The organism is Streptomyces sp. NPDC002573, assembly GCF_042889625.1.
GTDB lineage: Bacteria > Actinomycetota > Actinomycetes > Streptomycetales > Streptomycetaceae > Streptomyces > Streptomyces gibsoniae.
This window is the reverse complement of record NZ_JBIARC010000029.1, coordinates 71406-94933: the sequence shown is the minus strand read 5'-3', so window position 1 is coordinate 94933 and position 23528 is coordinate 71406. Positions and strand designations below refer to the sequence as shown.

The window sequence follows — 23528 nt, the reverse complement described above, 5'->3', positions numbered from 1 at the left end:
TCCGGGCCGGCCCCGACGCCGGAACCCGCACCGAACGCCCCACCCAGCAACCGCGTCCGAAGAAGGAGCACACGCATGCCCAGTGCCGTCATCATCACCGGCCCCGGATTCCAGGACCACGACGTGGTCTACACCTACTACCGGCTTCTCGAAGAGGGCTGGCACGTGGACGTGGCCACCCGCAACGGTGCCGATGTCGTCGGCAAGTACGGCGTCCCGCTGCCCATGGACAAGACCGCCAAGCCGCTGATCACCTTCGAGCAGCTGGACGTCGAGGCCTACGACGCGGTCATCCTGACCGGCGGCCACGAGGCACCCGACCGGGTGCGCCAGGACGCTCGTGTCCTGGACTTCATCCGCGCCATGGACGCGGCCGAGAAGGTCGTCGCCGGCCTCTGCCACGGCCCGTGGATCATGGTCTCCGCCGGCGTGCTCAAGGGCCGTCGCGCCTGTGCCTACATAGGTCTGCGCGACGACGTGATCAACGCCGGCGCCGACGTCGTGGACTCCGACGTGATCGTCGACGGCCACATCATCACCTGCTCCTACTACGCCTACGTGGGCCGGTTCATGCAGCAGGTCTTCGAGACGGTCGACAAGAAGCAGGTGGCAGCGGCCTGAGTGGCCGCCGCCACCCGCGCGGGGCGCGCCCCCATCCCCCGTACGGCGCGCGCCCTTCGCATCCTCGAGGCCTTGAGGAGACACCTTGCTGATACTCGACTTCGACGGCGTCATCGCCGACGCCTTCACCGAGTGCGCTGTCGTCACCCACTACGCCGACCACGACCCGGCCACGGTCGCGGCCAAGCCGATCGCCGAGCTGGCGGGGGCCATGCCCGCCGGGTTCGTCACCCGCTTCCGCACGGTCCGCACCTACGCGCGGCTGCTCGACGACTTCATGGTGGCGCGCGACCCCGCCGCCGCCTCGATCCGGGGACAGGCGGACTTCGAGGCCCTCGCGGCCCGCATTCCGGGGCCCAGGCTCGACGCCCTGGTGCGCGGCGCGACCGCGGTACGGGCCGCGCTGCGGGAGCGCCGGCGTACGGAGTGGCTGGACCTTCACACCCTGTATCCGGGAATCGCCGGGCTGCTCCGCCGCCACAGCGGCAGGGGCACGTCGATCGTCACGGCGAAGGACGAGGAGAGCGTGTGGGAGATCCTGGCCCATCACGGTCTGGACGTCACCGTGGCCCAGGTCGTCGGCTCGTGCTCGGACAAGCGGACGGCCGTGCGGCAGATCGCCGTGGCCGACGGACTCCCGCCGGACGCCGTGACGTTCATCGACGATCACATCACCAACGCGCTCGCGGTGCGCGACACAGGTGCCACGAGCCTGTGGGCGTGGTGGGGCTACCACACGCCCGAGCACGTGGAGCGTGCCGTCGCACGCAAGCTGCGGCGGGTGTATCTGCCCGAACTGGCGGAGCTGACCGCCTGATCGGCGCCTTCGCCCACCGCACCCCGCTTCACCGGACACACCTCACACTGGAGGATTGACATGCCGAAGGTTCTCTTCGCCCTCACCTCGCACGGCCGGCTCGGCGACACGGGCCGCACCACCGGCTTCTACGTTCCCGAGGTCGCCCACCCCGCCGAGGTGTTCCGGGCGGCCGGCTGGGACATCGCGTTCGTGTCGGTCGCCGGCGGGCAGCCGCCGCGCGACGGGATCAAGCCGGACGACACCGTCACGGCCCGATTCCTGGCCGACAACGAGGCCGCGCTCGCCGCCACCCCCACCGCCGCGGAACTCGATGCCGCCGACTACGACGCCGTCTACTTCGCCGGCGGCCACGGCACGATGTGGGACTTCCCCGACGCGACCGAGCTGGCGCGGCTGGCTGCGGCCGTCTACGAGCGCGGCGGGATCGTCGCCGCCGTCTGCCACGGTCCGGCCGCCCTGGTGAACCTCACCCTCGCGGACGGCTCTCACCTGGTCGCCGGCAAGCAGGTCTCGTCCTTCACCGACGAGGAGGAGGCCGCCGTGGGGCTGTCCGACGTCGTGCCCTTCGCGCTGGAGACGGCTCTGACCGAACGGGGCGCGAAGTTCACCAAGGCCGCGAACTTCACCGAGCACGCGGTGGCCGACACCCGTCTCGTGACGGGTCAGAACCCGGCTTCGGCCGCCAAGGTCGCCGAACTGGCAATTCTTCAGAGCACCAACTGACCAGTTGAAAAAGAAACGGATTGACGATCAGCGGGGCGGATTACCGCCCCGCTGATGCGATTTCGCAATTTTACAAGGGCTTGAACACCCCCGCGATGCCGAACGGTATCCTTCGCAGCGATGCGCGGGGTGGTCGCATAGCGCGGAACACCCCGGCCACTGCCGGTTGGGGGGCCGGTACGACTATGCAGCTGGGATGGCTACAGACCTTCATCGCCGTCTGTCACACAGGATCGTTCACCAAGGCGGCCCGGCAATTGGGCCTCACGCAGCCGGCGGTTACTCAGCAGATCCGCTGTCTCGAGAGCGAATTGGGTAAGCCGCTGTTCCTCCGCACGCCGCAAGGCGCGACACCCACCGCGGAGGGAAAGGCGCTGGCCTACGAGATCGAGGCGCACATGGCCGAGATCAATGCAGCCGTCTCCCGCCACTTCGGCGACACCACGGAGAACCGTCCCGTCCGCCTGGGCGGGCCGGCGGAGTTGGTGACCGCCAGGGTCATGGCATCCATCAGCCAGCTCATCGCCGCCGGCCTCGACGTCCGCATCAGCCTCGGCATGGCGTCGGACCTTCTGGAGGACCTTCGCGGCGGGCACCTGGACATCGTGGTGTCCACGATCCAGCCCCAGGGCCGCGGGGTGGACTTCACTCCTCTGACGGACGAGGAGTTCGCCCTGCTCGCCTCGCCCCGAATCGCCGCGGGGATCCCGGCGGACGCCCTGGACTGCGAGAAGTTGAAGGTCCTGGCGAAACTCCCGATGATCGCGTACGCGGAGACTCTTCCGATCATCCGCCGCTACTGGCGTACGGTCTTCGACGCCCCGCCACCGAGTCCGCCGGCGGTGGTCGTCCCCGACCTGCGCGCCGTGATCGCGGCCGTCACGTCGTCGGCGGGCATCTCGGTCCTGCCGACATATCTGTGCGCTGCGGAACTGGCCTCGGGGGCGCTGGTCCCCCTGATGGAACCGGAGATCCCTCCCATCAACACCCTCTACCTGGCCACACGCTCCGGCACCCTCTCCGAACCCCGGCTGGCGCGGCTCCACGAGCACCTGGTTCGCGACGCCCGGGGGTGGACGTGAGGGGGCAGGGGGAGAGCAGGAGCAGATGAGAGGAACGGCCGATCTCGACGGTGGTCAGCGCGTGAACGCCTTGCGGAGCCGTTCCGTCGCGTCCGCCAGCACCTCGACGCGTTTGCAGAAGGCGAAGCGGACGAACGGGGCACCGGCCTCCCGGTGGTCGTAGAAGACCGCGTTGGGAATGGCGACGACCCCCGCACGCTCGGGCAGGGCGCGGCAGAAGGCGAAGCCGTCGCTCTCGCCGAGGGGGCGGATGTCGGTGGTGACGAAGTAGGTGCCCGCCGGCCGGAACACCGCGAAGCCCGCCTGCGTGAGTCCGGCGGTGAGCAGGTCCCGCTTGGCACGCAGATCCGCCCGGAACTCCTCGAAGTACGTCTCGGGCAGCGCGAGCGCCTCGGCGACGGCGTACTGGAACGGCCCGGAGGACACGTACGTCAGGAACTGCTTGGCCGAGCGCACCGCGGTGACGAGGCCCGGTGCCGCCGTCACCCAGCCGACCTTCCATCCCGTGAAGGAGTACGTCTTCCCCGCCGACGAGATGGTGACGGTCCGCTCACGCATGCCCGGGAAGGTCGCGAGCGGTACGTGCTCGGCGTCGTCGAACACCAGGTGCTCGTACACCTCGTCCGTGACGACGAGCAGATCCCGTTCTACGGCCAGCTCGGCGATCGCGGACAGCTCCTCGCGGGTCAGCACGGTGCCGGTCGGGTTGTGCGGGGTGTTGATCAGCAGCAGCCGGGTGCGGTCGGTGACGGCGTCGCGCAGCTCGTCCAGATCGAGGCGGAAGCTCGCGTCCCCGTCCTGGTGCGGCCGCAGCGTGACCGGTACGCGCCGGCCGCCCGCCATGGCGATGCAGGCGGCGTACGAGTCGTAGTACGGCTCCAGCGCGATCACCTCGTCGCCGGGCTCCAGCAGCGCCAGCAGGGTCGCGGCGATCGCCTCGGTCGCGCCCGCGGTGACCAGCACCTCGGTGTCCGGGTCGTAGCCGAGGCCGTAGCGCTGCCGCTGGTGCTCGGCGACGGCGGTGCGCAGCTCGGGGACGCCGGGGCCCGGCGGGTACTGGTTGCCGCGCCCGCCGCGCAGCGCCCGCACGGCGGCCTCGCGGACCTGCTCCGGGCCGTCGGTGTCGGGGAAGCCCTGGCCGAGGTTGACGGCTCCGGTGCTCAGGGCTAGGGCCGACATCTCGGCGAAGATCGTCGTCCCGAACTCGGCGAGCCGGCGGTTGAGGAAGGGGCGCGCGCTGGAGGTCATGGCCGCCATCCTGCGCCGAAGCTCCGGAGTTCCTCAACCACCCGGCTGACACGCGCAGGGCGGCGTACGCCGACGGGGTGTCGGAGTGGCGGAGTCGCGCAGGGCGAGCGAGAGCCGGGTCGGGCGGGTGGGGGCCAGGGGTGCGCTCATCGGGCAGCCTCCTCAGGCTGGTGGGGGACGGCGCCGCCGCCGGTCAGGGCGAAGAAGACGTCGTCGAGGTCGGGGGTGTGCGCGGTCAGCTCGTCGGCCTCGATGCCGGCCGAGTCCAGCCAGTCGAGGATGGAGCGCAGCTCGCGCTGGCTGCCGTCGCTCGGGAGCTGCAGGGCGAGGGACTCGTCGTCCCGTGCGGCCTCACGCAGGGCGGCGGCGGCGCTTCGGTACGCGGCCGGGTCGGTGAAGCGGAGCCGGACGTGTCCGCCGGGGATGAGCCGCTTCAGCTCCTCGGCGGTGCCCTCGGCGGCGATCCTGCCGTCGTTGAGGACGGCGATGCGGTCGGCGAGTTCGTCGGCCTCCTCCAGGTACTGGGTGGTGAGGAAGACGGTGACGCCACCCGTGACGAGCTCGCGGATGATCTGCCACATGTTGTGCCGGGAGCGCGGGTCGAGGCCGGTGGTCGGCTCGTCGAGGAAGATGATCCGCGGGTCGCCGACCAGGGTCATCGCGATGTCGAGGCGGCGCTTCATGCCGCCGGAGTAGGTGGAGGCGGGCTTCTTCGCCGCCTCGGTGAGGTCGAAGCGCTCCAGCAGCTCGGCGGTGACCCGCCGTCCCTCGCGCCTGGAGAGGTGGTGCAGGTCCGCCATGAGGAGCATGTTCTCCTCGCCGGTGATCAGGCCGTCGACGGCGGAGAACTGTCCGGTGACGCCGATCGCGGCGCGCACGGCCTGCGGGGCGGTGGCGAGGTCGTGGCCGCCGACGTGGATACGGCCGGAGGCGGGGTCGGGGGAGACGAGGGTGGAGAGGATCTTGACGGCGGTGGTCTTGCCGGCGCCGTTCGGGCCGAGCAGGGAGAAGATCGTCCCTTCCGGGACGGCCAGGTCGACGCCGTCGAGGACGGTCTTGTCGCCGTAGGACTTGCGCAGTCCGTTCGCCGCGATGGCCAGGTCGGTCATGAGAGGTGCCCTCCTTTACAGGCTGCGGGCGGTGATGTCGCCGTGGGCGGTGGTCGCGTGGATGTCCAGGGCGGCGGTGCCGTCGGTGTTCCTGAGCGCGTTGTGGATCCGGCCGCAGGCGGTGCCAGCGTCCAGGGAGGCGGAGACTCCGGGGGCGGCGCCGACCGCGATGTCGCCGGCCTGGGTGCGCAGTGTGACGGTGCCGCGTACGGCCTCGGCGATGCGGAGGTGGCCCTTTTCGGTGCTGATCTCCGCGGGGCCGCCCAGGCGGCCGACGGAGATGTCGCCGGCGAGGGTGCTGAGCCGGGCGCCTTCGACCTCGTCGAGCTCGACGGTGGCCTGCTGGCCCTCGAAGACGACGTCGCCGAACCGTCCGACGCCCCGGAGTTCGGCGGCGGCCGCCTTCGCCTCGATGCGGGAGCCCTCGGGCAGCTGGACGGTCACCTCGACGGATCCGGAGTTGCCGAGGATCCGGTTCATCGCCGGGGCGGCCTCGATCCGCAGGACGCCGTCGTCGTACGCGACCTCGATCTGCTCCGCCGCCTTCACGTCTCGGCTCTTGGAGGCGTCCGCGGGAAGGACCTCGACCGTGCTGTCGGCCCGCTCGCCGGCGATGATCCGGATGCGTCCCGCGGGGATGTCGAGCACGGCCGAGACCGGGGCGGGGGTGTCGAACTTCTGCATCGTGCGCTCCTTGGACCCGTCGTTTCTGATAATGGAAACGCTACGTTGCATTCGGATATCTGGCAACACATTCGTTGCGCGAAGTCACCATAAAAGCAGGTGGGGCGTCAAAATCGTTGCGACGGCTTTGAATCTAACGCAACAGGCTCGACCTAGTGCGTTGCAATGAATAAGGGTGAACGCTATTGACCGACTCGTACCGGACCCTCTGCGAAAGCGGGCGGGGCGGATTCGCATGCCGGGCGCCAGAGTTGGCGCCCCGAATTGACCTTCTGTGCAGGTCAGAGGCCCTTTTCGTGGGGGGACCCTCAGAAGTTCCTCAACTCTGCTTTGGTCGATCGGGGGTGGGGGCATCCCTCGTGCACCCGGGTACACGGAGGGGCCCGCCGGGGCCGCCCGGGGACGAGGAAGAGAAGGGGGACAGGGGCATGATCTTCGGAATCGCTGTGGTGGTCGTCTGTGTCGGTCTCGTGGTGAGCCTCGTGGTGAACGCCCGCAAGCGGAGCCGGAAGGCGGCGCGGCGGCCGGTGGCCCGAGGGGCGCGGTCGCGTGGGTTCTCGCGGAGCGGCAACAGCAGCGACACCAGCTGGTGGGCCGGCGGAATCGACGCCTCGTCCGGCGGCGGCCACCACTCGGGGAGCCACTCCGGAGGACACCACTCCTGCGGCGGGGGGCACTCCTGCGGCGGCCACTCGTCCTGCGGGTCGTCGTGCGGCGGGGGCGGATGCGGCGGCGGGAGCTGACGAGGGGAGGCGGCCGACGGGGGAGCAGCCGAGGGGATGCGGCAGACGGGGGTCGGTTGAGGGGGCGCGGTTCTCGGGGGCGGGCATGCTGCACGGGCGTGCCCGCCCGGGGGCGGTGCGGGTGACGTGCGGGTGATGTGCGGGAGGGTCACTCCATCGGGGGAGCGCGTGGGTGTGTGGCTTCCGTGGCGCGTGCGGCTGCGCGCCCGGTCAGGGGCAGTAGTGGCGCATATGTCAGCCGCGCCAATGCCCCTGGCGTACGCCGTAGTTGAACAGATGCGCTGTGGAGCCCTCGGGGGGATGGAAACCGGGCGGTCTTGGGTAAAAACGCTGTGGCGACGCCACAGTTCATGATTCCCTCTCAACCACCGAAGCAGCCCGCGGACGTCCTTCGGACACCTGTCCCGCAAGCGTCCTCCCCACCGGGCCGACCGGGCGTACCACCCGACTGGCCGGGCCGGCCTCGTCCGCCGGCGCCATGACCGGGGTGCGCCGGACCCCACTTCTCACTTTGCGTGCTAGCGGAGCCGATCCATGCTCACGACCCTGAACACGTCCTACACCGACACGCGTGCGGCCGATCTCGCCTGGACCCTGGGCCGCGAGCCGCTGCCCGCGCTCGCCACGCTCGACCTCGAACTGTCCGGAACGCGGATTCAGTTGAGACTTCTCGGTGCGTCCCACCAGGTACTTCTCGAGGAGGAGCCGGGCATCTGCTCGGAGACGGTGGCGTGTATCGCGGGCTCCAGTTCCCCGCTGCCGCTGGGCGTGGCCAAACGGGTCGACGACTGGGAGTACGAGTTCGCGGCCCGGATCGAGGTCCTCTCCCCCCGTTCCTTCGCGGCCCGCGCCCAGGAGTTGCTGGCCCTGGTCTCCGACCATCCTCATGGCCTGGCCGGTGTCTTCCCGGGCAGTCCGCACGCGTTCACGGCGATGCTGGCCCAGCACCACGAGGGTCAGATCCACTGGCGCACCTGGCACGCCTACCCGCAGGACGGCCAGTTGGTGGCGACCCGGACCCGGGTGGGGGTGCGGACACCGGCGGCGCGGACCGACGGCGACCGCTCCCGGCTCAGCCCCTCCTGGGTGTGAGGAGACGGCAGTTCCACACGTGTGGGTGACAAAGCCCGCCACGACCCTGACGTAGCGTTCCCACGTGATCGAACCGCACGCGCCCGCACCACCCGGCGTACCGCGCTCCTGGAGCGAGGGCGGCACGGCCCAGGCGCGGCTGCCCGTACGCCCCGGCACCGGACGGTTCCTCGTCCTCGCCGGTGTGTTCGTGTGCGCGGCCTGCGGACTCGTGTACGAACTCGAACTCGTCGCGCTCGCCTCGTACTTGATCGGCGACTCCGTCACCCAGGCCTCCGTCGTGCTCTCCGTGATGGTCTTCGCGATGGGCATCGGCTCGCTCGCCGCGAAGCGGCTCCGCTTCCGTGCCGCAGCCGGTTTCGGCGCGGTGGAGGCGGTGCTCGCGCTGGTCGGCGGTTCGAGCGCCATGGCCCTGTACGCGGTCTTCGCCTGGACCGGTGACTGGGGCGGCGTCTGGTCCGGCGGCCCACGCTGTCTGCTGGTCGGCTTCTCGCTCGCGATCGGCCTGCTGATCGGTGCCGAGGTGCCCCTGCTGATGGAGCTGATCCAGCGCATCCGCCGCGAGGACGCGGGCGGCGCCGTCGCGGACCTCTTCGCCGCGGACTACGTGGGCGCGCTGGTCGGTGGCCTCGCCTTCCCCTTCCTGCTGCTCCCGCAGCTCGGGCAGCTCACCGGCGCCCTGCTCACCGGGGCGGTCAACGCGGTGGCGGGCGGCGCCCTGGTCCTCGGGCTGTTCCGGCAGGACCTGAGTCGCCGGGGGCGCTGGCTGCTGCTGGCCGCCAACGTCGTCGTACTGGCGCTGCTCGGTACGGCGGCCGCACTGGTGAGCGACTTCGAACGGGCCGCCCGCCACGCGGTCTACGGGGACCACGTCCGGGCCGCGGTGCGCAGCGGCGTCCAGGAGGCCGTGCTCACCGGCGGCACCCGGGGCCGCCCCCTGGACCTCTTCCTCGACGGCCGGCTGCGGGTGGACGGCAGCGACGAGCGCCTCTACCACCAGGCACTCGTGCACCCCGCGATGGACGGCGGACCGCACGCGCGCGTGCTGGTCCTCGGCGGCGGCGACGGTCTCGCGGTCCGCGAGGTGCTGCGCCGGTCGGGGGTGCTCCGGGTCGACGTCGTCGAACCGGACCCGGCGGTGGTCCTGCTGGCCCGCCGAGACCGCGCCCTGTCCGCGCTGAACGGCCACGCCTTCGCGGACCCCCGGGTCCGGGTGCGCACGGCGGACCCGTTCTGCTGGCTCAGACGCACCCAGGGACCGTACGACGTGGTGATCGCGGACCTTCCGGACCCCGGCATCGCGGCGAGCACGAAGCTGTACTCCCAGGAGTTCTACGGGCTGGCCCGCCGCGTTCTCGCGCCGGACGGCCGGCTGGTGGTGCACGCGGGCCCGGTGAGCTCCCGCCCGCGCGTCTTCTGGACGGTCGAGGCGACGGTCCGGGCGGCGGGTCTGCGCACGGTCCCGTACCGCGTCGCCGCCGGGGCGTCAGCGGGCGGCACGGACGGTACCGGGCGCCCCGCAGGACTGCCCCAGGCCCCGCGCGACTGGGGTTTCGTGCTCGCGGCCCCCACCCGCCCGGTGCTCACCCTGGACCCGCGCGAGCAGCTGCTGCCCGCCCTGAACCCCGCCTCCCTGCGGGCGGACGCCCGGGACGCGGCGCGCACCCGGCCGCCGTACCTGCCGCCCTCGACCCTGCTGCACCCTCGGTACACCCGCTGAGCCCCGTGTCCTTCCTTGCGGTGTGAATCCCGAGATGTACGGGTGCGGTTCGGGTTCTGCTGGGTAGGCTCGGGGGACATGGAGCATGAGGTGTTCGTTCCGGTTCCTGCCGATCGGCTCCGCCACGCGTTGGCGGACCCCGCGCGGGTGGCGCGCGCGATCCCAGGCCTGCAACAGGACGCCGGCACGGACCCCGTGGCCGGCCGGCTGAAGGTACGGATCGGCGGCCACACGATCACCTACCGCGGCACGCTGCGGATCGCGGGGCAGGAAGACGGCTCGTACCTGGTGGAGGGCGAGGCCACGGAGGCCCGCGGCAGCGGCGCGATGAAGCTGTCCCTGTCCCTGCGGCTGCGCCCGGCCGAGGGCGGCACCACGGTCGTGTTCTCGGGAGGGGCCACCGGGGACGGCCGGATCGCGGAACTGCCCGCGGACGCGGTGACGCCGGCGGGGGCCCGGCTGCTGGACAGGAGCGCGGAGAACCTGGCCGAGGCGGCCTCCTCGGGGCCCGGCTCGGAGGATGCCGTGGAGCCGGGCGAGGATGTGTCTCCGAAGACGGCGGACTCCACGGACTCCACGGATGTCACGGACGTCACGGACACCCCGGAGGTCGCGGACGCCACGGACGCGACGGATCCGGCGTCTCCTGCGTCCCCCGCGTCTCCCTCCTCCCCTTCCCCCACGTCCTCCCCCTCGTTGCACGACGCCGACATCCCCCCGTCGTCCCTCGACCCCTTCGCGGACGACGACGCCGGTTTCGAGGACGACGACGAGGCCGGTTTCGAGGGCGACGACGAGCCTCCGGCCGAGGCGGCGCACGCCCGGCGCACGATGATCGGCCGCAGTGCCGAGGAGGTCGACCACGCGCCCCCGCGGGGCCGCTACGCGCCCGTTCCGGCCCCGGAGACCACGACGGCCACCGCCACTCTCCGCTGGGCCGCCCCGGCCGCGGCCCTGCTCGTGGCCTCGGCCGTCGTGGCGGGCCGCCTGCTGCGCCGCCGCCGCTGACCGGCGACGGCATGTCCTCTTGATCGGGGAAGTAGGGTCGGCCTCGTGAGTAACGACGAGATCACGTTGGCCGCGGGAGACGCGGAAGTCGTACTGGCGCCGGCGAACGGCGGGCGGGTGCGGAGCCTGCGCGTCGGCGGCGCGGAACTGCTGCGGCAGGGCGAGCGGTACGGGTGCTTCCCGATGGTCCCCTGGTGCGGACGCATCCGGGACGGCATGTTCCGCGACGGCGGCACGGTCCACCAGATGCCCCTCAACGCCCCGCCGCACGCCATCCACGGCACCGCGCGCAACGGCGCCTGGCGCGTGGTCCGCGCCGAGCGGTCCGAGGCCGTCCTCACCTACGACCTGGTCGCCCCCTGGCCCTATCCCGGCCGGGTCACCCAGCTCGCCTCGCTCACCGACGACGCGCTCACGCTGACCATCTCGGTGGAGACGTACGACTCCTCGTTCCCGGCCCAGGTCGGCTGGCACCCGTGGTTCAACCGGAGCCTCGGCGGCGAGGACGCGCGCCTCGACTTCGCGCCCGCCTGGCAGGAGGAGCGCGGCGAGGACCATCTGCCCACCGGCAACCGCATCGACCCGAAGCCCGGCCCCTGGGACGACTGCTTCGGCATGCCCGGCGGTGTCGATGTCACCGTCACCTGGCCGGGACAGCTGGAACTGCGGGTCACCAGCCGCGAGGAGTGGGTCGTCGTGTACGACGAGCAGCCGGAGGCGGTGTGCGTGGAACCGCAGACCGGCCCGCCGAACGGCCTCAACACCCTTCCGCGCCTGGTCACTCCCATCGAGCCGCTGGAGGCCACGACGACCTGGACGTGGCGCCGCCCTTAAGCTGGCGGCATGACTGACGTACGCGGTGAGCTGTTGCAGGAGATCAAGGACAAGGCCGTGGTGCACGGCAAGGTGACCCTGTCGTCGGGCAAGGAAGCCGACTACTACGTCGACCTGCGCCGCATCACCCTCGACGGGGTGGCCGCCCCGCTCGTCGGTCAGGTCATGCTCGACCTGACCGCCGACCTGGACTTCGAGGCGGTCGGCGGCCTGACCCTGGGCGCCGACCCGGTGGCCACCGCGATGCTGCACGCCTCCGCCGCGCGCGGGAGGACGCTCGACGCGTTCGTCGTCCGCAAGGCGGGCAAGGCGCACGGTCTGCAGCGGCGTATCGAGGGCACCGAGGTCGCGGGCCGGCGCGTGCTGGCCGTCGAGGACACCTCCACCACCGGCGGCTCGGTGCTCACCGCCGTCGAGGCGCTGCGGGAGGCCGGTGCCGAGGTCGTCGCGGTCGCCACGATCGTGGACCGGGCGACGGGCGCGGCCGAGGCGATCGCCGAGAAGGCGGGGGTGCCCTACGTGTTCGCCTACTCGAAGGACGATCTGGGTCTGGACTGAGGCAGGGGTTTTCCACAGGCTGGACAGGGTGTCCGATGCATCCGGCTCCGTCTGCAAAGATGGGGCCGACGATGACGTCACCCCCTAGGTCAGGGTCCTCAGCACGCAGAACCCCACCCGCACAACAAGGAGCGGACAGATGCCCATCGCAACCCCCGAGGTCTACAACGAGATGCTCGACCGGGCGAAGGCAGGCAAGTTCGCCTACCCGGCCATCAACGTGACGTCCTCCCAGACGCTCCAGGCGGCGCTGCGCGGTTTCGCGGAGGCGGAGAGCGACGGCATCGTCCAGATCTCGACGGGGGGCGCCGAGTTCCTGGGTGGCCAGTACAGCAAGGACATGGTCACCGGCGCCGTGGCGCTGGCCGAGTTCGCGCACATCGTCGCCGAGAAGTACCCGGTCAACATCGCGCTGCACACCGACCACTGCCCGAAGGACAAGCTGGACGGGTATGTGCGCCCGCTGCTGGCGATCTCCGAGGAGCGCGTCAAGGCCGGCCGGAACCCGCTGTTCCAGTCGCACATGTGGGACGGCTCGGCGGAGACCCTCGCCGACAACCTGAAGATCGCCCAGGAGCTGCTGGAGCGCGCCCGCGCCGCGAAGATCATCCTCGAGGTGGAGATCACCCCGACCGGCGGCGAGGAGGACGGCGTCTCCCACGAGATCAACGACTCCCTCTACACGACGGTCGACGACGCGCTGCGCACGGCCGAGGCGCTGGGCCTCGGTGACAAGGGCCGCTACCTGCTGGCCGCGTCCTTCGGCAACGTGCACGGTGTGTACAAGCCGGGCAACGTCGTGCTGCGCCCCGAGCTGCTGAAGGAGCTCAACGAGGGCGTCGCCGCCAAGTACGGCCGCCCGGCCGGCAGCCAGCCGTTCGACTTCGTCTTCCACGGCGGCTCCGGCTCCTCCGAGCAGGAGATCCTGACGGCGCTGGAGAACGGCGTGGTCAAGATGAACATCGACACCGACACGCAGTACGCCTTCACGCGTCCGGTCGCCGACCACATGTTCAAGAACTACGACGGCGTCCTGAAGGTCGACGGCGAGGTCGGCTCCAAGAAGACCTACGACCCCCGCACCTGGGGCAAGCTGGCCGAGGCTGGGATGGCCAAGCGTGTCGTGGAGGCCTGCGGCAACCTCCGCTCGACCGGCAACAAGATCAAGTAACCGGCGTTCTCCGCAGGTTCACGCAGACTCCCGACGGGCCCGGTCACCGGGCCCGTCGGGAGTCTGGCCCTGACGCCGCCGACGCGGGATCATCGCTGCATGGCTGTCACCGCACGGGAGGCCCCCGCCATTCGGGTGGGATCCTCGCAGGGCACGTGGATCCTTGTGACGACGGTGCTCGGGTCGAGCATGGCGCTGCTGGACTCCACCGTCGTCAATGTCGCCCTCCCCCGTATCGGCCGTGACTTCGGTGCGAGCCTGTCCACCCTCCAGTGGACCGTCAACGCGTACATGGTCACGCTGGCCGGTCTGATCCTTCTCGGCGGTGCCCTCGGCGACCACTTCGGCCGCCGCAAGATCTTCGTCATCGGGGTGGTGTGGTTCGCGACCGCCTCCCTGCTGTGCGGTCTCGCCCCCAACCCGGGCATCCTCATCGGCGCCCGCGCGCTCCAGGGCATCGGCGGCGCTCTGCTCACCCCCGGCTCGCTCGCGCTGATCCAGGCCTCGTTCCACCCGGACGACCGGGCTCGGGCGGTCGGCCTGTGGTCCGGCTGCGGCGGAATCGGCGCCGCAATCGGCCCGTTCGTCGGCGGCTGGCTGGTGGACGGGCCGGGCTGGCGCTGGGTCTTCCTGCTCAACGTCCCGCTGGCGCTGCTGTGTGCGCCCATCGCTCTGCGGCACGTCCCCGAGTCCGCCGGCGGAGACGGTCACGGCCGCTTCGACGCCCTCGGCGCCGCGCTCGGCGCCCTGGCCCTCGCGCTGACGACGTACGCCCTCATCGAGGCCCGCTCCGGTTCCCCGGCCGTGCCCGTCCTGGGGGCCCTGGGCGTGGCCGCCGGTGTCGCCTTCGTCTACGTCGAGAAGCACCGCGCCGACCCGATGATGCCGCCCGACATCTTCGCCTCCCGCCAGTTCACGGCGGTCAACCTGGTGACCCTCTGCGTCTACGCGGCCTTCGGCGGCTTCTTCTTCCTCACCGCGCTCCAGCTCCAGGTGGTGGCGGGCTACTCCCCGCTCAGGGCGGGCACGGCGCTGCTGCCCACCACCGTGCTCATGCTGCTGTTCTCGGCCCGGTCCGGATCGCTGGCCGAGCGCATCGGACCACGTATCCCGCTGACCGTCGGCCCGTTGCTGTGCGCGGTGGGCATGCTGCTGATGACGCGCGTCGGCAAGGACGCCTCGTACGTGGTCGACGTGCTGCCCGCCCTGCTGGTGATGGGCGCGGGCATGGTCACCCTGGTCGCCCCGCTGACCGCCACCGTGCTCGCCTCGGTCGACACCGCACGGGCGGGCCTGGCCAGCGGCATCAACAACGCGGCCGCCCGCGCGGCCGGACTGTTCGCGGTGGCCGCGCTGCCGCTGGTGACCGGGATGGGCCCGGAGGCGTATCGCTCGGCGGACGCCTTCGACGCCGCCTTCCGCCGTGCGATGCCGCTGTGCGCGGCCGTCCTGGTGGTCGGCGCGGTGCTCGCCTTCGCGACCGTGCGCCGCCCGCGGGCGGGCTGCCCGCACCCCGAGTGCCGTGCCCACGGCTGTGTCACGACCCCGCCTCTGGAACCCCCGCGTGAGACCGGCGCCTCCGGTACCGGCGCGGTGGCATGACGGTGTGCCCGTCGCGGCCCTGCGGCGGGCGGCGGGCAGCCGGTGCCGGTCAGGGGTGATGGCGCACACTGGGTCCCATGACCCTTCATGAGAACCTCCTCGGGGGCCCGCCCCCGACCCATCTGCCCGACGACCCGGAGCCGCGCGAACTCCTCGCGAACGGCGTGGCGCCCGCCGAGGTCGCGGCCCGCTACCCGGCCTCCTCGCTCGCCTGGGCACAGCTGGCCGACGACGCGTTCCAGCGGGACTCCGTCGTCGAGTCGTACGCCTACGCCCGAACGGGCTACCACCGCGGCCTGGACGCCCTGCGCCGCAACGGCTGGAAGGGCCATGGCCCCGTCCCCTGGGAGCACGAGCCGAACCGCGGCTTCCTGCGGGCCCTGCACGCCCTCGCGCGCGCCGCGCACAGCATCGGCGAGCAGGAGGAGTACGAGCGCTGCTCGCAGTTCCTGAAGGACTCCTCGCCGACCGCCGCCCAGACGCTCGGCTGACGGTTCCGGGCGCCCGGCCGGCGGCGAGGACGTCCCGGCCGGCGGCGAAGACCACCCTGGTCGGCGGCGCGGACGACGCGGCCGGTGGCGAAAGGGTGGTCGAGGCCCGCCTGTGACCAGGCGGGCCTTGCGGGGCCCGAGTGCCTCACGCAGGATGCGGGTGGGGACCGGGGCCCCCGTGCCGGCATCGGCAGGGGCGGACCGCTACCCGGAGCACACAAACAGGAGACAGCGATGTCCCACCAGGCTCATCGGTCCGAAGAGACTCAGGAGCCCGAGACCCCGCATCTCGACTTCCAGGGCACGACGCCGTACGAGGACTACGTCAAGGCGGACGTGCTCACCCACCTTCAGCAGCCCCTCTCCGACGACCCCGGCGAGATGGTCTTCCTGGTCACCACCCAGGTGATGGAGCTGTGGTTCACGGTGATCGTCCACGAGTGGGAGACCGCGGCGCGCGCCCTGCGCGAGGACCGGGTCCCGATGGCGATCGACGCGCTGAAGAGGTCCGTACGGGAACTGCACGCCCTGAACGAGTCATGGCGGCCGCTCGCGCATCTGACGCCCGCGCAGTTCAACTCCTACCGCTCCGCCCTCGGCGAGGGCTCCGGCTTCCAGTCGGCGATGTACCGCCGTATGGAGTTCCTGCTCGGCGAGAAGTCCGCGTCCATGCTGGTCCCGCACCGGGGCGCGCCGCGCGTGCATGCCGAACTGGAGAAGGCGCTCCACGAGCCGAGCCTGTACGACGAGGTGCTGCGGCTTCTCGCGCGGCGCGGACACGCGGTCCCGGCCTCGGTGCTGAACCGCGAGGTGTCCCTGCGCTACGAGCCCTCCGCGCAGGTGGAGGCGGTGTGGACCGCCCTGTACTCCGGGGACCCGACGGACGAACTCGCCCGCATGGGCGAGGTGCTGACCGATGTGGCGGAACTGGTGTGGCGCTGGCGCAACGACCATCTGGTGGCGACCCGGCGCGCGATGGGCGCCAAGGCGGGCACCGGCGGTTCCGCAGGGGTCGCCTGGCTGGAGAAGCGGGCGCAGAAGAACGTGTTCCCCGAGCTGTGGACGGCGAGGTCACATGTCTGATCCGATCGAGAAGGCGAAGGACCTGGACGCGGCGGACGAGCTGGCCGCACTGCGGGCCGAGTTCGTCCTCGACGACGTCGTCTATCTGGACGGCAACTCGCTGGGCGCGCTCCCGGCGGCCGTGCCCGGCCGGATCGAGGACGTCGTCCGCAGGCAGTGGGGCCGGCTGCGGATCCGCTCCTGGGACGAGAGCGGCTGGTGGACCGCGCCGGAGCGGATCGGCGACCGGATCGCCCCGCTGGTCGGAGCGGCGCCCGGGCAGATCGTGGTGGGCGACTCGACCAGCGTCAACGTCTTCAAGGCCCTGGTGGCGGCCGTGCGCATGGCCGCGCGGGACGGGGACGGCCGGGACGAGATCCTGGTCGACGCGACGACGTTCCCCACGGACGGTTACATCGCCGGGTCCGCGGCGCGGATGACCGGCTGCACCCTGCGCCCGGTGGCCCCGGCCGAGGTGCCGGACGCCCTGACCGAGCGCACCGCCGCGGTGCTGCTGAACCATGTCGACTACCGCACGGGCCGGCTGCACGACCTGCCCGCGCTGACGGCCGCGGTGCACGCGGCGGGCGCGGTGTCGGTCTGGGACCTGTGCCACAGCGCGGGCGCCCTGCCCGTCGGCCTGGACGCGCACGGCGTCGACCTGGCGGTCGGCTGCACCTACAAATATCTGAACGGCGGCCCCGGCGCACCCGCCTATCTGTATGTGCGGCGGGAGCTGCAGGACCGCTTCGACTCCCCGCTGCCGGGCTGGAACTCGCATGTGGAGCCGTTCGGCATGCGCAGCGCGTACGAACCGGCGGCGGGCGCCGTGCGCGGCCGCGTCGGCACACCGGACATCCTGTCCATGCTGGCCCTGGAGGCGGCGCTCGAGGTGTGGGACGGGGTGTCGATCGACGCGGTGCGCGCCAAGTCCCTCGCGCTCACCGACTTCTTCCTGGAGTGCGTGGCGGCGTACGTCCCCGAGGGCCGGGTGGAGTCGCTGACTCCGGCGGCCCACGCGGAGCGCGGCAGCCAGGTCGCGCTGCGGTGCGAGGAGGCCGGTGACGTCATGAAGCGGCTGATCGAGAGCGGTGTGGTCGGCGACTTCCGCCCGCCGGACGTGCTGCGCTTCGGGTTCACCCCGCTGTACGTGGGCTTCGCGGACGTGGAGCGGGCGGCCCGGCTGCTGGCGGAGGTGGTGTCCTGAGCACCGGGTGATCACGGCGGCCTGTCCGGGGCCGTGCGGCGGCCCCGGACAGGCGCTCCCAGCGCCCTCACCGAGCGTGACAACCCCGTGCGTACGCACGTCACCCGCCTGATACCGTCCCCGCCAACGGCCGATTTCCTCGCGGCCACCGCGTACGCATCCCGTTTCGCCGCAGAGAGGTCGGAGCATGCCGGACGACGCCGCCCCCCGCGATCCCGCAGAGCCGGACGACGCGTCCGCTGCGGAGGAGGCGTCCGCCTTCTCGCACCCGCCGGTGGAACCGGATGCCACCGCCGCCTACGGCGGCCACCCCGACCAGGTGATCGACTTCTACGCCCCCCGGGAGGTGGACCCGGCGAGTCCCGTCCCCCTGGTGGTCGTCCTGCACGGCGGCGCGTGGCGGGCGCCGTACGACCGCCGGCACATCACCCCCTTCGCGGACTTCCTGGCCCGCCGGGGCTTCGCCGTGGCCAACGTCGAGTACCGCAGGGGCGCGCTCATCCCGTCCCAGGCCGAGGGCTTCGACGGCCCGGGCGGCGGTGCGGGACCGGTGGCGGGCCGCTGGCCGGACACCTTCGACGACATCGCGGCGGCGTTCGACGCGCTTCCGGCGCTCGCCCGCGAGGCGCTGCCGCAGGCCGACCAGCGCCGCACGGTGATCACCGGGCACTCCGCGGGCGGCCATCTCGCGCTGTGGGCGGCGGCCCGCCATGTGCTGCCGGCGGACGCCCCCTGGCGCACGGACGGCCCGGCTTCGCTGCGCGGTGTCGTGGCGCTCGCGCCGATCGCGGACTTCCACGTCGCCGAGAAGCTCGATGTGTGCAGTGGGGCGGCGGCCCAACTCCTCGGCGGGGCGGCCCTGTTCGCCGAGCGCCGGCCGTACGCGGACCCGGCGCTCCTGCTGCCCACCGGTATCGCCACGACCCTTGTCCAGGGCCGCCGGGACATCGTGGTCCCGCTCGCGGTCGCCGAGTCGTACGCGGAGGCGGCGGCGCGGGCGGGCGAGGTCGTGGGTCTGACGCTGCTGGAGGACGTCGGCCACTTCCCGCTGATCGACCCGGCGGCGGACGCGTGCGCGGTGGTGGCGGAGGAGATCGCGCAACTGGCGTGGTAGCCCCCGAACCCCGCCCGGGTCATACCCGTCATACCTGAGAGCCAGTTCCCGGATGGGTTCTCCGGCGTGACGCCGACGACGTATCACGCTCCGTAACTTCCTTCTCGTGACAGCCCGATGAGCGGGCCGTCGGGAGGGGAAGGGCACGATGGGCTTGCGGGGGAGAGGGGCGTCCGCGGTCGCGTACGCCGACGGGGCGGCGCGCGGCGACAGCGGCCGGGACCAGGGCGGGCACGGCCGTGCGGACGGGACCGCCCGTCCGGAGAGCCGCGGCCGGCCGCGGCTCGGGCGGCCGCGCCGGGCCCTGCTCGCCGTGCTGATCGCCGGGGCCGTCGTGGTGCCTCTGTCGGCCGCCGCGCGCCCCCGGATCCCGGCCCCGCCGCCCGCCCGGCTCGCCCCCCTGTCGACGGTCACGCTCGCCGGGACGTACGACGCCAACCGCGCCGACGCCGCCGAGGCGTCCCGGATGGCCGCGGCGCACGGCGACCGCAAGCGCGCCGCGGTGGACCGCGCCCTGGCCTCCCCCGCGCGTGACCTCCTGGCCTTCGACGGCCGGGGCGGCGGCCGCGTGATCGAGGTCCTCGGCGACCTGACGGCGGCGGAGCACATCGCGGTCCTGGTCCCGGGCTCCGACACGACCCTGGACACCTACGCCCGGTTCCGCGCGGGCGCGCTCGCCCTGCACCGCGCCACGGGTCCGCGCACCGCGGTGGTCGCCTGGCTCGGCTACGACACGCCCCGCATGCTCAGCACGGCCGCACTCACCACGGGCCGCGCCGGGCAGGGAGCGCGCGGGCTGGACCGGCTCGTGGCCGAACTCCGGGCGGCGCTGGGCCCGTCGCCGGACATCTCCCTCCTGTGCCACTCCTACGGCTCCGTGGTCTGCGCCCGGGCGGCCGCCACCGCAGAGGTCCAGGACATCGCCCTGGTGGGCAGTCCCGGAACCGGGGCGGACTCCGCCGCCGCCCTGCACACCCGTGCCCGCGTCTGGGCGGCCCGCGGCGGCGGCGACTGGATCGCGGACGTGCCCCATGTGCGCACCGGCCTGTTCGGCACGGCCGTCGGTTTCGGCACCGACCCGGTGTCCCCGGCCTACGGCGCCCGTGTCTTCGCCGCGGGCGGCGGCGGCCACGGCGACTACTTCGCGCCCGGGTCGGTCTCCCTGGCCAACCTCGCCCGGATCGCGCTCGGCAGGACGTCGGAGGTCACCCATGCGTGAGCGGACGCAACCGAAGCAGACGGCGTCGGGCCGCGTGCGTGCCCTCGCGCACCAGGTGGCCGCCGCCACGCCCGCCGAGCGGGACCGCGCGGTCGACGCCCTGCGCGCTGCCGCGATCCTCGGTGTCGTCCTCGGCCACTGGCTGGTGACGGCCCTGGTCGCGGACGGCGGTGCGCTGCACACCGCGAGCCCGCTGCACTTCATGCCCTGGCTGGCCCCGGTCTCCTGGGTCTTCCAGACGCTCGCCGTGTTCTTCCTGGTGGGCGGCCATGTGGCGACGAAGGGCCTGGCGTCGGCACGCGCGCGGGGCGACTCGTACGGGCAGTGGCTGCGCGCCCGGCTGGCCCGGCTGTTCAGGCCCGTCCTGGCCCTGGCGGCCCTGTGGACGGTGGCGGCCTGCGGCCTGCTCGCGGGCGGTGCCGACGCCGGGACCGTGCACACCCTGGTGAAGCTGGCCCTGTCCCCGCTGTGGTTCCTGCTGGTCCTCGCGGCCCTGACCGCGGCGACCCCGTTGGTCGGGCGCCTCAACCCGCTGTGGCCGCTGGCCGTCGTTCTCCATGTGGACCTCCTTCGGTTCGGACTCGGCGGCCCCGGCTGGCTGGGCTGGGTGAACCTGCCGGCGGGCTGGCTCGTGCCGTACACGCTGGGCGCGGCCTGGACACGCGGTGAGCTGGACGGCCGCCGCGCGGGCTGGGTGCTGCTTGCGGGCGGTGCGGCGGCGACGGCGGGGCTGGTGGCGTGGGGCGGGTACCCGGCGTCGATGGTCGGCGTGCCCGGCGCCGCGGTCTCCAACCTCGATCCGCCGACCCTGGCCGCGGTCACCTTCGGCATGGCCCAGTGCGGGCTGGCCCTGCTGCTGCGGACGCGGCTGCGCCGGGCGATGCGCCGGCCCCTCGCCTGGGCGGCGGTGGCCCTGGTGAACCTCTCCGCGCTGACGATATTCCTGTGGCACCAGACGGCCCTGATGGCGACCACCGCGACCGGTCTGCTCGCCGGCCGCCTGCCGGGGCTGCACACCGTCCCGGACGACCTGGGCTGGGCGGCGGCCCGCCTGGCCTGGCTCCCGGTCTTCGCCCTCGTCCTGACGGTGTGCTGGACGGCCTTCCGCGCCTGCGAACAGCGCGGCGCCCGGCGCCCTCCCCGGGTGGTCCGGTCCCACCGCCCGGGTCCAGCCCGCACCCCGGGTCCTAGGGTGGGCGCGTGATGCAAGGGGGGAACCGCGTCCGGCGAGGGCTGCGGGTGCTGCGCGACGACCTGTGGACCGTGCGGGCGGATCCGCTGCCCCCGTCCGTCTGGCTGCGCTGGGTGCCGCACGGAATCGTGTGGCTGGCCGCGCTCGGGGTGCTGATCGGCGCCGTGGCCCAACTCCAGACGCACGGCGATGTGTCCTCCGGATACGCCTTTCTCATCGGGATCGGCCAGAGCGGGGCCATGGTGCTGGCCCTGTGGCGGCCGATCCCCGCGTGGTGGCTGTCGATGACGGCGACGCTGCTCGGGGCGGTCGCGGTGCACGGCCCGCTGGTCGCCGGCCAGGCGAGCGACTTCACCTGGCCGTGGACCACGGCCGGGATCATCGCCCACCTGTTCGTGCTGCTGCTGCTCGCCCTGAGGGTCCGCACCCGTGTCACCGCGGAGGCACTGGTCCTGACCGTGCTGGTCACCTACCTCCTCCAGGGCCTGTGGGGCGCGGGGAACTATCAGTCCACCGGCGTCCTCACGGTGGTGCTGTCGGCGGTCGTGGTGGTGCTCGGCACCGCCCTGCGCGGCCGCCGTGAGGCCCGCGCGGAACTGGTGCAGCAGACGACGCTCACCGCGGAGGAGCGGTCCCGCCGCACCCTGCTGGAGGAGCGCAGCCGTATCGCCCGGGAACTGCACGACGTGGTCGCCCACCACATGTCGGTCATCTCCATCCAGGCGCAGGTGGCCGTGCATCTGACGGAGAACCCCTCCGACGAGCTGAAGGAGAACCTCGCGGGCATCCGGCAGAACGCCCTGGAGGCGCTCGCCGAACTGCGCCGGGTGCTCGGCGTGCTGCGCTCGGCCGACCCCGAGGCCCCCTACGGCCTCGGGGAGTCGGGCACCCGGGCTGCCCCGCAGGCCCCGCAGCCCACCCTCGACCGCCTCGACGCCCTGGTGGAGAACACCCGCGCCGCCGGGCTCGCGGTCACCATGGACATCAGCGACACCCGGCGCACGGTGCAGCCGTATCCGCCGGGGGTGGAGCTGTCGGCGTACCGGATCGTCCAGGAGGCGCTGAGCAACGCCCTGCGGCACGCTCCGGGTTCGACGGTCCGCGTGGAGGTGACCCATGTCCCCGACGGGCTGCACCTGAACGTCGTCAACTCCCGCCCGAAGCGCCCCGCCCCGCCGTCCCCGGGCGCCGGGCACGGCCTGCTCGGGATGCGGGAGCGGGCGGCGATGCTGGGTGGCTATGTCACCGCGGCCAGGACGTCGCGCGGTGGCTTCTCGGTCTCCGCGTTCCTGCCCCGCGACGGCAGCGCCCCGCTCGCCGACCCCGCGCCGTCCGCCCCGCGCGACGCCTCCGCCGACCCCGCCGACGCACCCGTCGTCCCCCTCGCACCACCGGCCGCGCCCACCGTCCGGCACGACGTCTCCGCAGCCGGTTCACCGCCCCCGACAGGAGAAGAGACCCCATGACGAGCGGCAGCATCCGGGTACTGATCGCCGACGACCAGACGGTGGTGCGGCAGGGCTTCACCGTGCTGCTCGACGCCCAGCCCGACATCGAGGTGGTCGGGCAGGCCGTGCACGGCAGGGACGCGATCGCGAAGGCCGCCGAACTCGCCCCGGACGTCGTGCTGATGGACATCCGGATGCCGGAGATGAGCGGCATCGAGGCGACCCGCGGCATCACCGAGGACAGCCCTCATCCCAAGGTCCTGGTGCTCACCACCTTCGACCTCGACGAGTACGTGTACGACGCGCTGCGCGCCGGCGCCTCCGGCTTTCTGCTGAAGGACGCCTCCGCCGACCAACTAGCCGAGGCGGTGCGGGTGGTGGCCGCGGGCGACGCGCTTCTCGCGCCCGGGATCACCCGGCGGCTGATCGCGGAGTTCTCCCGCCTCGGCCGCGCACCCCGGACCCCGCTGAAGAACCGCGTCGGCGACCTCACCGAGCGGGAGACCGAGGTCCTCACCCTCATCGCCCAGGGCCTGTCGAACGCGGAGATCGCCGGGCACCTCGTGGTGGCCGAGCAGACCGTGAAGACCCATGTGGGCCGCATCCTGGTGAAGCTGGGGCTGCGGGACCGGACCCAGGCGGCCGTGTTCGCCTACGAGTCGGGGCTGGTCCGCCCCTCGGGATACTGACTCGGGCCCCAGGGACGCCGTAGGGACACCGACTCCGCCCCCAGGACGGGGGCGGGCCCGGCCCGTAGTACTTGAGACGGATCCCCGAGGA

Annotated in this window: 22 protein-coding genes; 19 read left to right on the top strand and 3 right to left on the bottom strand. The window is 72.6% G+C overall.

All coding sequences use genetic code 11. The features are described 5' to 3' along the window. Positions 1-75 precede the first annotated feature (75 nt). The 4 genes from ACFYX0_RS25970 to ACFYX0_RS25955 all read left to right on the top strand — a co-directional run bounded on the left by ACFYX0_RS25970 (position 76) and on the right by ACFYX0_RS25955 (position 3246). On the top strand, positions 76-621 hold the full coding sequence (locus ACFYX0_RS25970; protein ID WP_388973501.1) for a DJ-1/PfpI family protein: 546 nt from the start codon (positions 76-78) through the stop codon (positions 619-621). Positions 622-706: 85 nt separating this feature from the next. Continuing rightward, positions 707-1438 carry an HAD family hydrolase gene (locus tag ACFYX0_RS25965; protein WP_388973499.1) on the top strand — a complete coding sequence of 244 codons (732 nt, stop codon included), beginning with the start codon at positions 707-709 and terminating at the stop codon, positions 1436-1438. Between the two features lie 60 nt (positions 1439-1498). Further along, positions 1499-2164: a type 1 glutamine amidotransferase domain-containing protein gene (locus tag ACFYX0_RS25960; RefSeq protein ID WP_311696502.1), complete on the top strand. Its 666-nt coding sequence runs from the start codon at positions 1499-1501 to the stop codon at positions 2162-2164. A 185-nt stretch (positions 2165-2349) separates the two neighbouring features. Next, on the top strand, positions 2350-3246 hold the full coding sequence (locus ACFYX0_RS25955; RefSeq protein WP_388973497.1) for a LysR family transcriptional regulator: 897 nt from the start codon (positions 2350-2352) through the stop codon (positions 3244-3246). A 54-nt stretch (positions 3247-3300) separates the two neighbouring features. On the opposite strand, the gene ACFYX0_RS25950 is transcribed toward ACFYX0_RS25955, so the two are convergent. The 3 genes from ACFYX0_RS25950 to ACFYX0_RS25940 all read right to left on the bottom strand — a co-directional run bounded on the left by ACFYX0_RS25950 (position 3301) and on the right by ACFYX0_RS25940 (position 6287). Next, on the bottom strand, positions 3301-4503 hold the full coding sequence (locus tag ACFYX0_RS25950) for a pyridoxal phosphate-dependent aminotransferase (protein ID WP_388973495.1): 1203 nt from the start codon (positions 4501-4503) through the stop codon (positions 3301-3303). Between the two features lie 137 nt (positions 4504-4640). Beyond that, entirely contained in the window at positions 4641-5603 is a 963-nt protein-coding gene (locus ACFYX0_RS25945) for an ATP-binding cassette domain-containing protein (protein WP_388973493.1), read from the bottom strand. A gap of 15 nt (positions 5604-5618) precedes the next feature. Continuing rightward, the gene (locus ACFYX0_RS25940) at positions 5619-6287 is read right to left on the bottom strand and encodes a DUF4097 family beta strand repeat-containing protein (RefSeq protein WP_388973491.1); all 669 of its coding nucleotides are present in this window, start codon (positions 6285-6287) and stop codon (positions 5619-5621) included. A gap of 1277 nt (positions 6288-7564) precedes the next feature. Between ACFYX0_RS25940 and ACFYX0_RS25935 the strand changes: the two genes are divergently transcribed. The 15 genes from ACFYX0_RS25935 (at position 7565) to ACFYX0_RS25865 (ending at position 23437) form a co-directional block, all read left to right on the top strand. Next, complete coding sequence (locus ACFYX0_RS25935; protein ID WP_388973489.1) at positions 7565-8122, top strand: DUF2617 family protein; 558 nt, start codon at positions 7565-7567, stop codon at positions 8120-8122. A gap of 64 nt (positions 8123-8186) precedes the next feature. Beyond that, positions 8187-9842, top strand: coding sequence for a polyamine aminopropyltransferase (locus ACFYX0_RS25930; RefSeq protein WP_388973487.1), 1656 nt, complete (start codon positions 8187-8189; stop codon positions 9840-9842). 78 nt (positions 9843-9920) lie between these two features. Beyond that, a complete protein-coding gene (locus ACFYX0_RS25925) occupies positions 9921-10850 on the top strand; it encodes an SRPBCC family protein (RefSeq protein ID WP_388973485.1) in 930 nt (309 codons plus the stop codon). Between the two features lie 45 nt (positions 10851-10895). Continuing rightward, entirely contained in the window at positions 10896-11684 is a 789-nt protein-coding gene (locus ACFYX0_RS25920) for an aldose 1-epimerase (RefSeq protein ID WP_388973483.1), read from the top strand. Positions 11685-11693: 9 nt separating this feature from the next. After that, positions 11694-12242 (top strand): orotate phosphoribosyltransferase, encoded by a 549-nt coding sequence (pyrE, locus tag ACFYX0_RS25915; protein WP_311696492.1) that lies wholly within the window; start codon positions 11694-11696, stop codon positions 12240-12242. 139 nt (positions 12243-12381) lie between these two features. Further along, entirely contained in the window at positions 12382-13413 is a 1032-nt protein-coding gene (gene fbaA / locus ACFYX0_RS25910; RefSeq protein WP_355912452.1) for a class II fructose-bisphosphate aldolase, read from the top strand. 99 nt (positions 13414-13512) lie between these two features. After that, positions 13513-15015: an MFS transporter gene (locus ACFYX0_RS25905; protein WP_355912449.1), complete on the top strand. Its 1503-nt coding sequence runs from the start codon at positions 13513-13515 to the stop codon at positions 15013-15015. A gap of 77 nt (positions 15016-15092) precedes the next feature. After that, positions 15093-15506, top strand: a complete 414-nt coding sequence (locus ACFYX0_RS25900; RefSeq protein WP_355912447.1) for a DUF3151 domain-containing protein — start codon at positions 15093-15095, stop codon at positions 15504-15506. 234 nt (positions 15507-15740) lie between these two features. Beyond that, positions 15741-16589, top strand: a complete 849-nt coding sequence (locus ACFYX0_RS25895) for a tryptophan 2,3-dioxygenase family protein (protein WP_311696488.1) — start codon at positions 15741-15743, stop codon at positions 16587-16589. Continuing rightward, the gene (kynU, locus tag ACFYX0_RS25890) at positions 16582-17775 is read left to right on the top strand and encodes a kynureninase (protein ID WP_388973481.1); all 1194 of its coding nucleotides are present in this window, start codon (positions 16582-16584) and stop codon (positions 17773-17775) included. Before ACFYX0_RS25895 ends, kynU begins: the two co-directional genes overlap by 8 nt. A 187-nt stretch (positions 17776-17962) precedes the next feature. After that, positions 17963-18889, top strand: a complete 927-nt coding sequence (locus ACFYX0_RS25885; protein WP_388973479.1) for an alpha/beta hydrolase — start codon at positions 17963-17965, stop codon at positions 18887-18889. A gap of 148 nt (positions 18890-19037) precedes the next feature. Then, on the top strand, positions 19038-20108 hold the full coding sequence (locus tag ACFYX0_RS25880; RefSeq protein WP_388973477.1) for an alpha/beta hydrolase: 1071 nt from the start codon (positions 19038-19040) through the stop codon (positions 20106-20108). Further along, positions 20101-21312 (top strand): acyltransferase, encoded by a 1212-nt coding sequence (locus tag ACFYX0_RS25875; protein ID WP_388973475.1) that lies wholly within the window; start codon positions 20101-20103, stop codon positions 21310-21312. The genes ACFYX0_RS25880 and ACFYX0_RS25875 overlap by 8 nt, the downstream gene beginning before the upstream one ends. Continuing rightward, positions 21312-22766: a sensor histidine kinase gene (locus ACFYX0_RS25870; protein WP_388973536.1), complete on the top strand. Its 1455-nt coding sequence runs from the start codon at positions 21312-21314 to the stop codon at positions 22764-22766. The genes ACFYX0_RS25875 and ACFYX0_RS25870 overlap by 1 nt, the downstream gene beginning before the upstream one ends. Then, entirely contained in the window at positions 22763-23437 is a 675-nt protein-coding gene (locus tag ACFYX0_RS25865) for a response regulator (RefSeq protein WP_388973473.1), read from the top strand. The genes ACFYX0_RS25870 and ACFYX0_RS25865 overlap by 4 nt, the downstream gene beginning before the upstream one ends. The last annotated feature ends 91 nt before the right edge of the window (positions 23438-23528 follow it).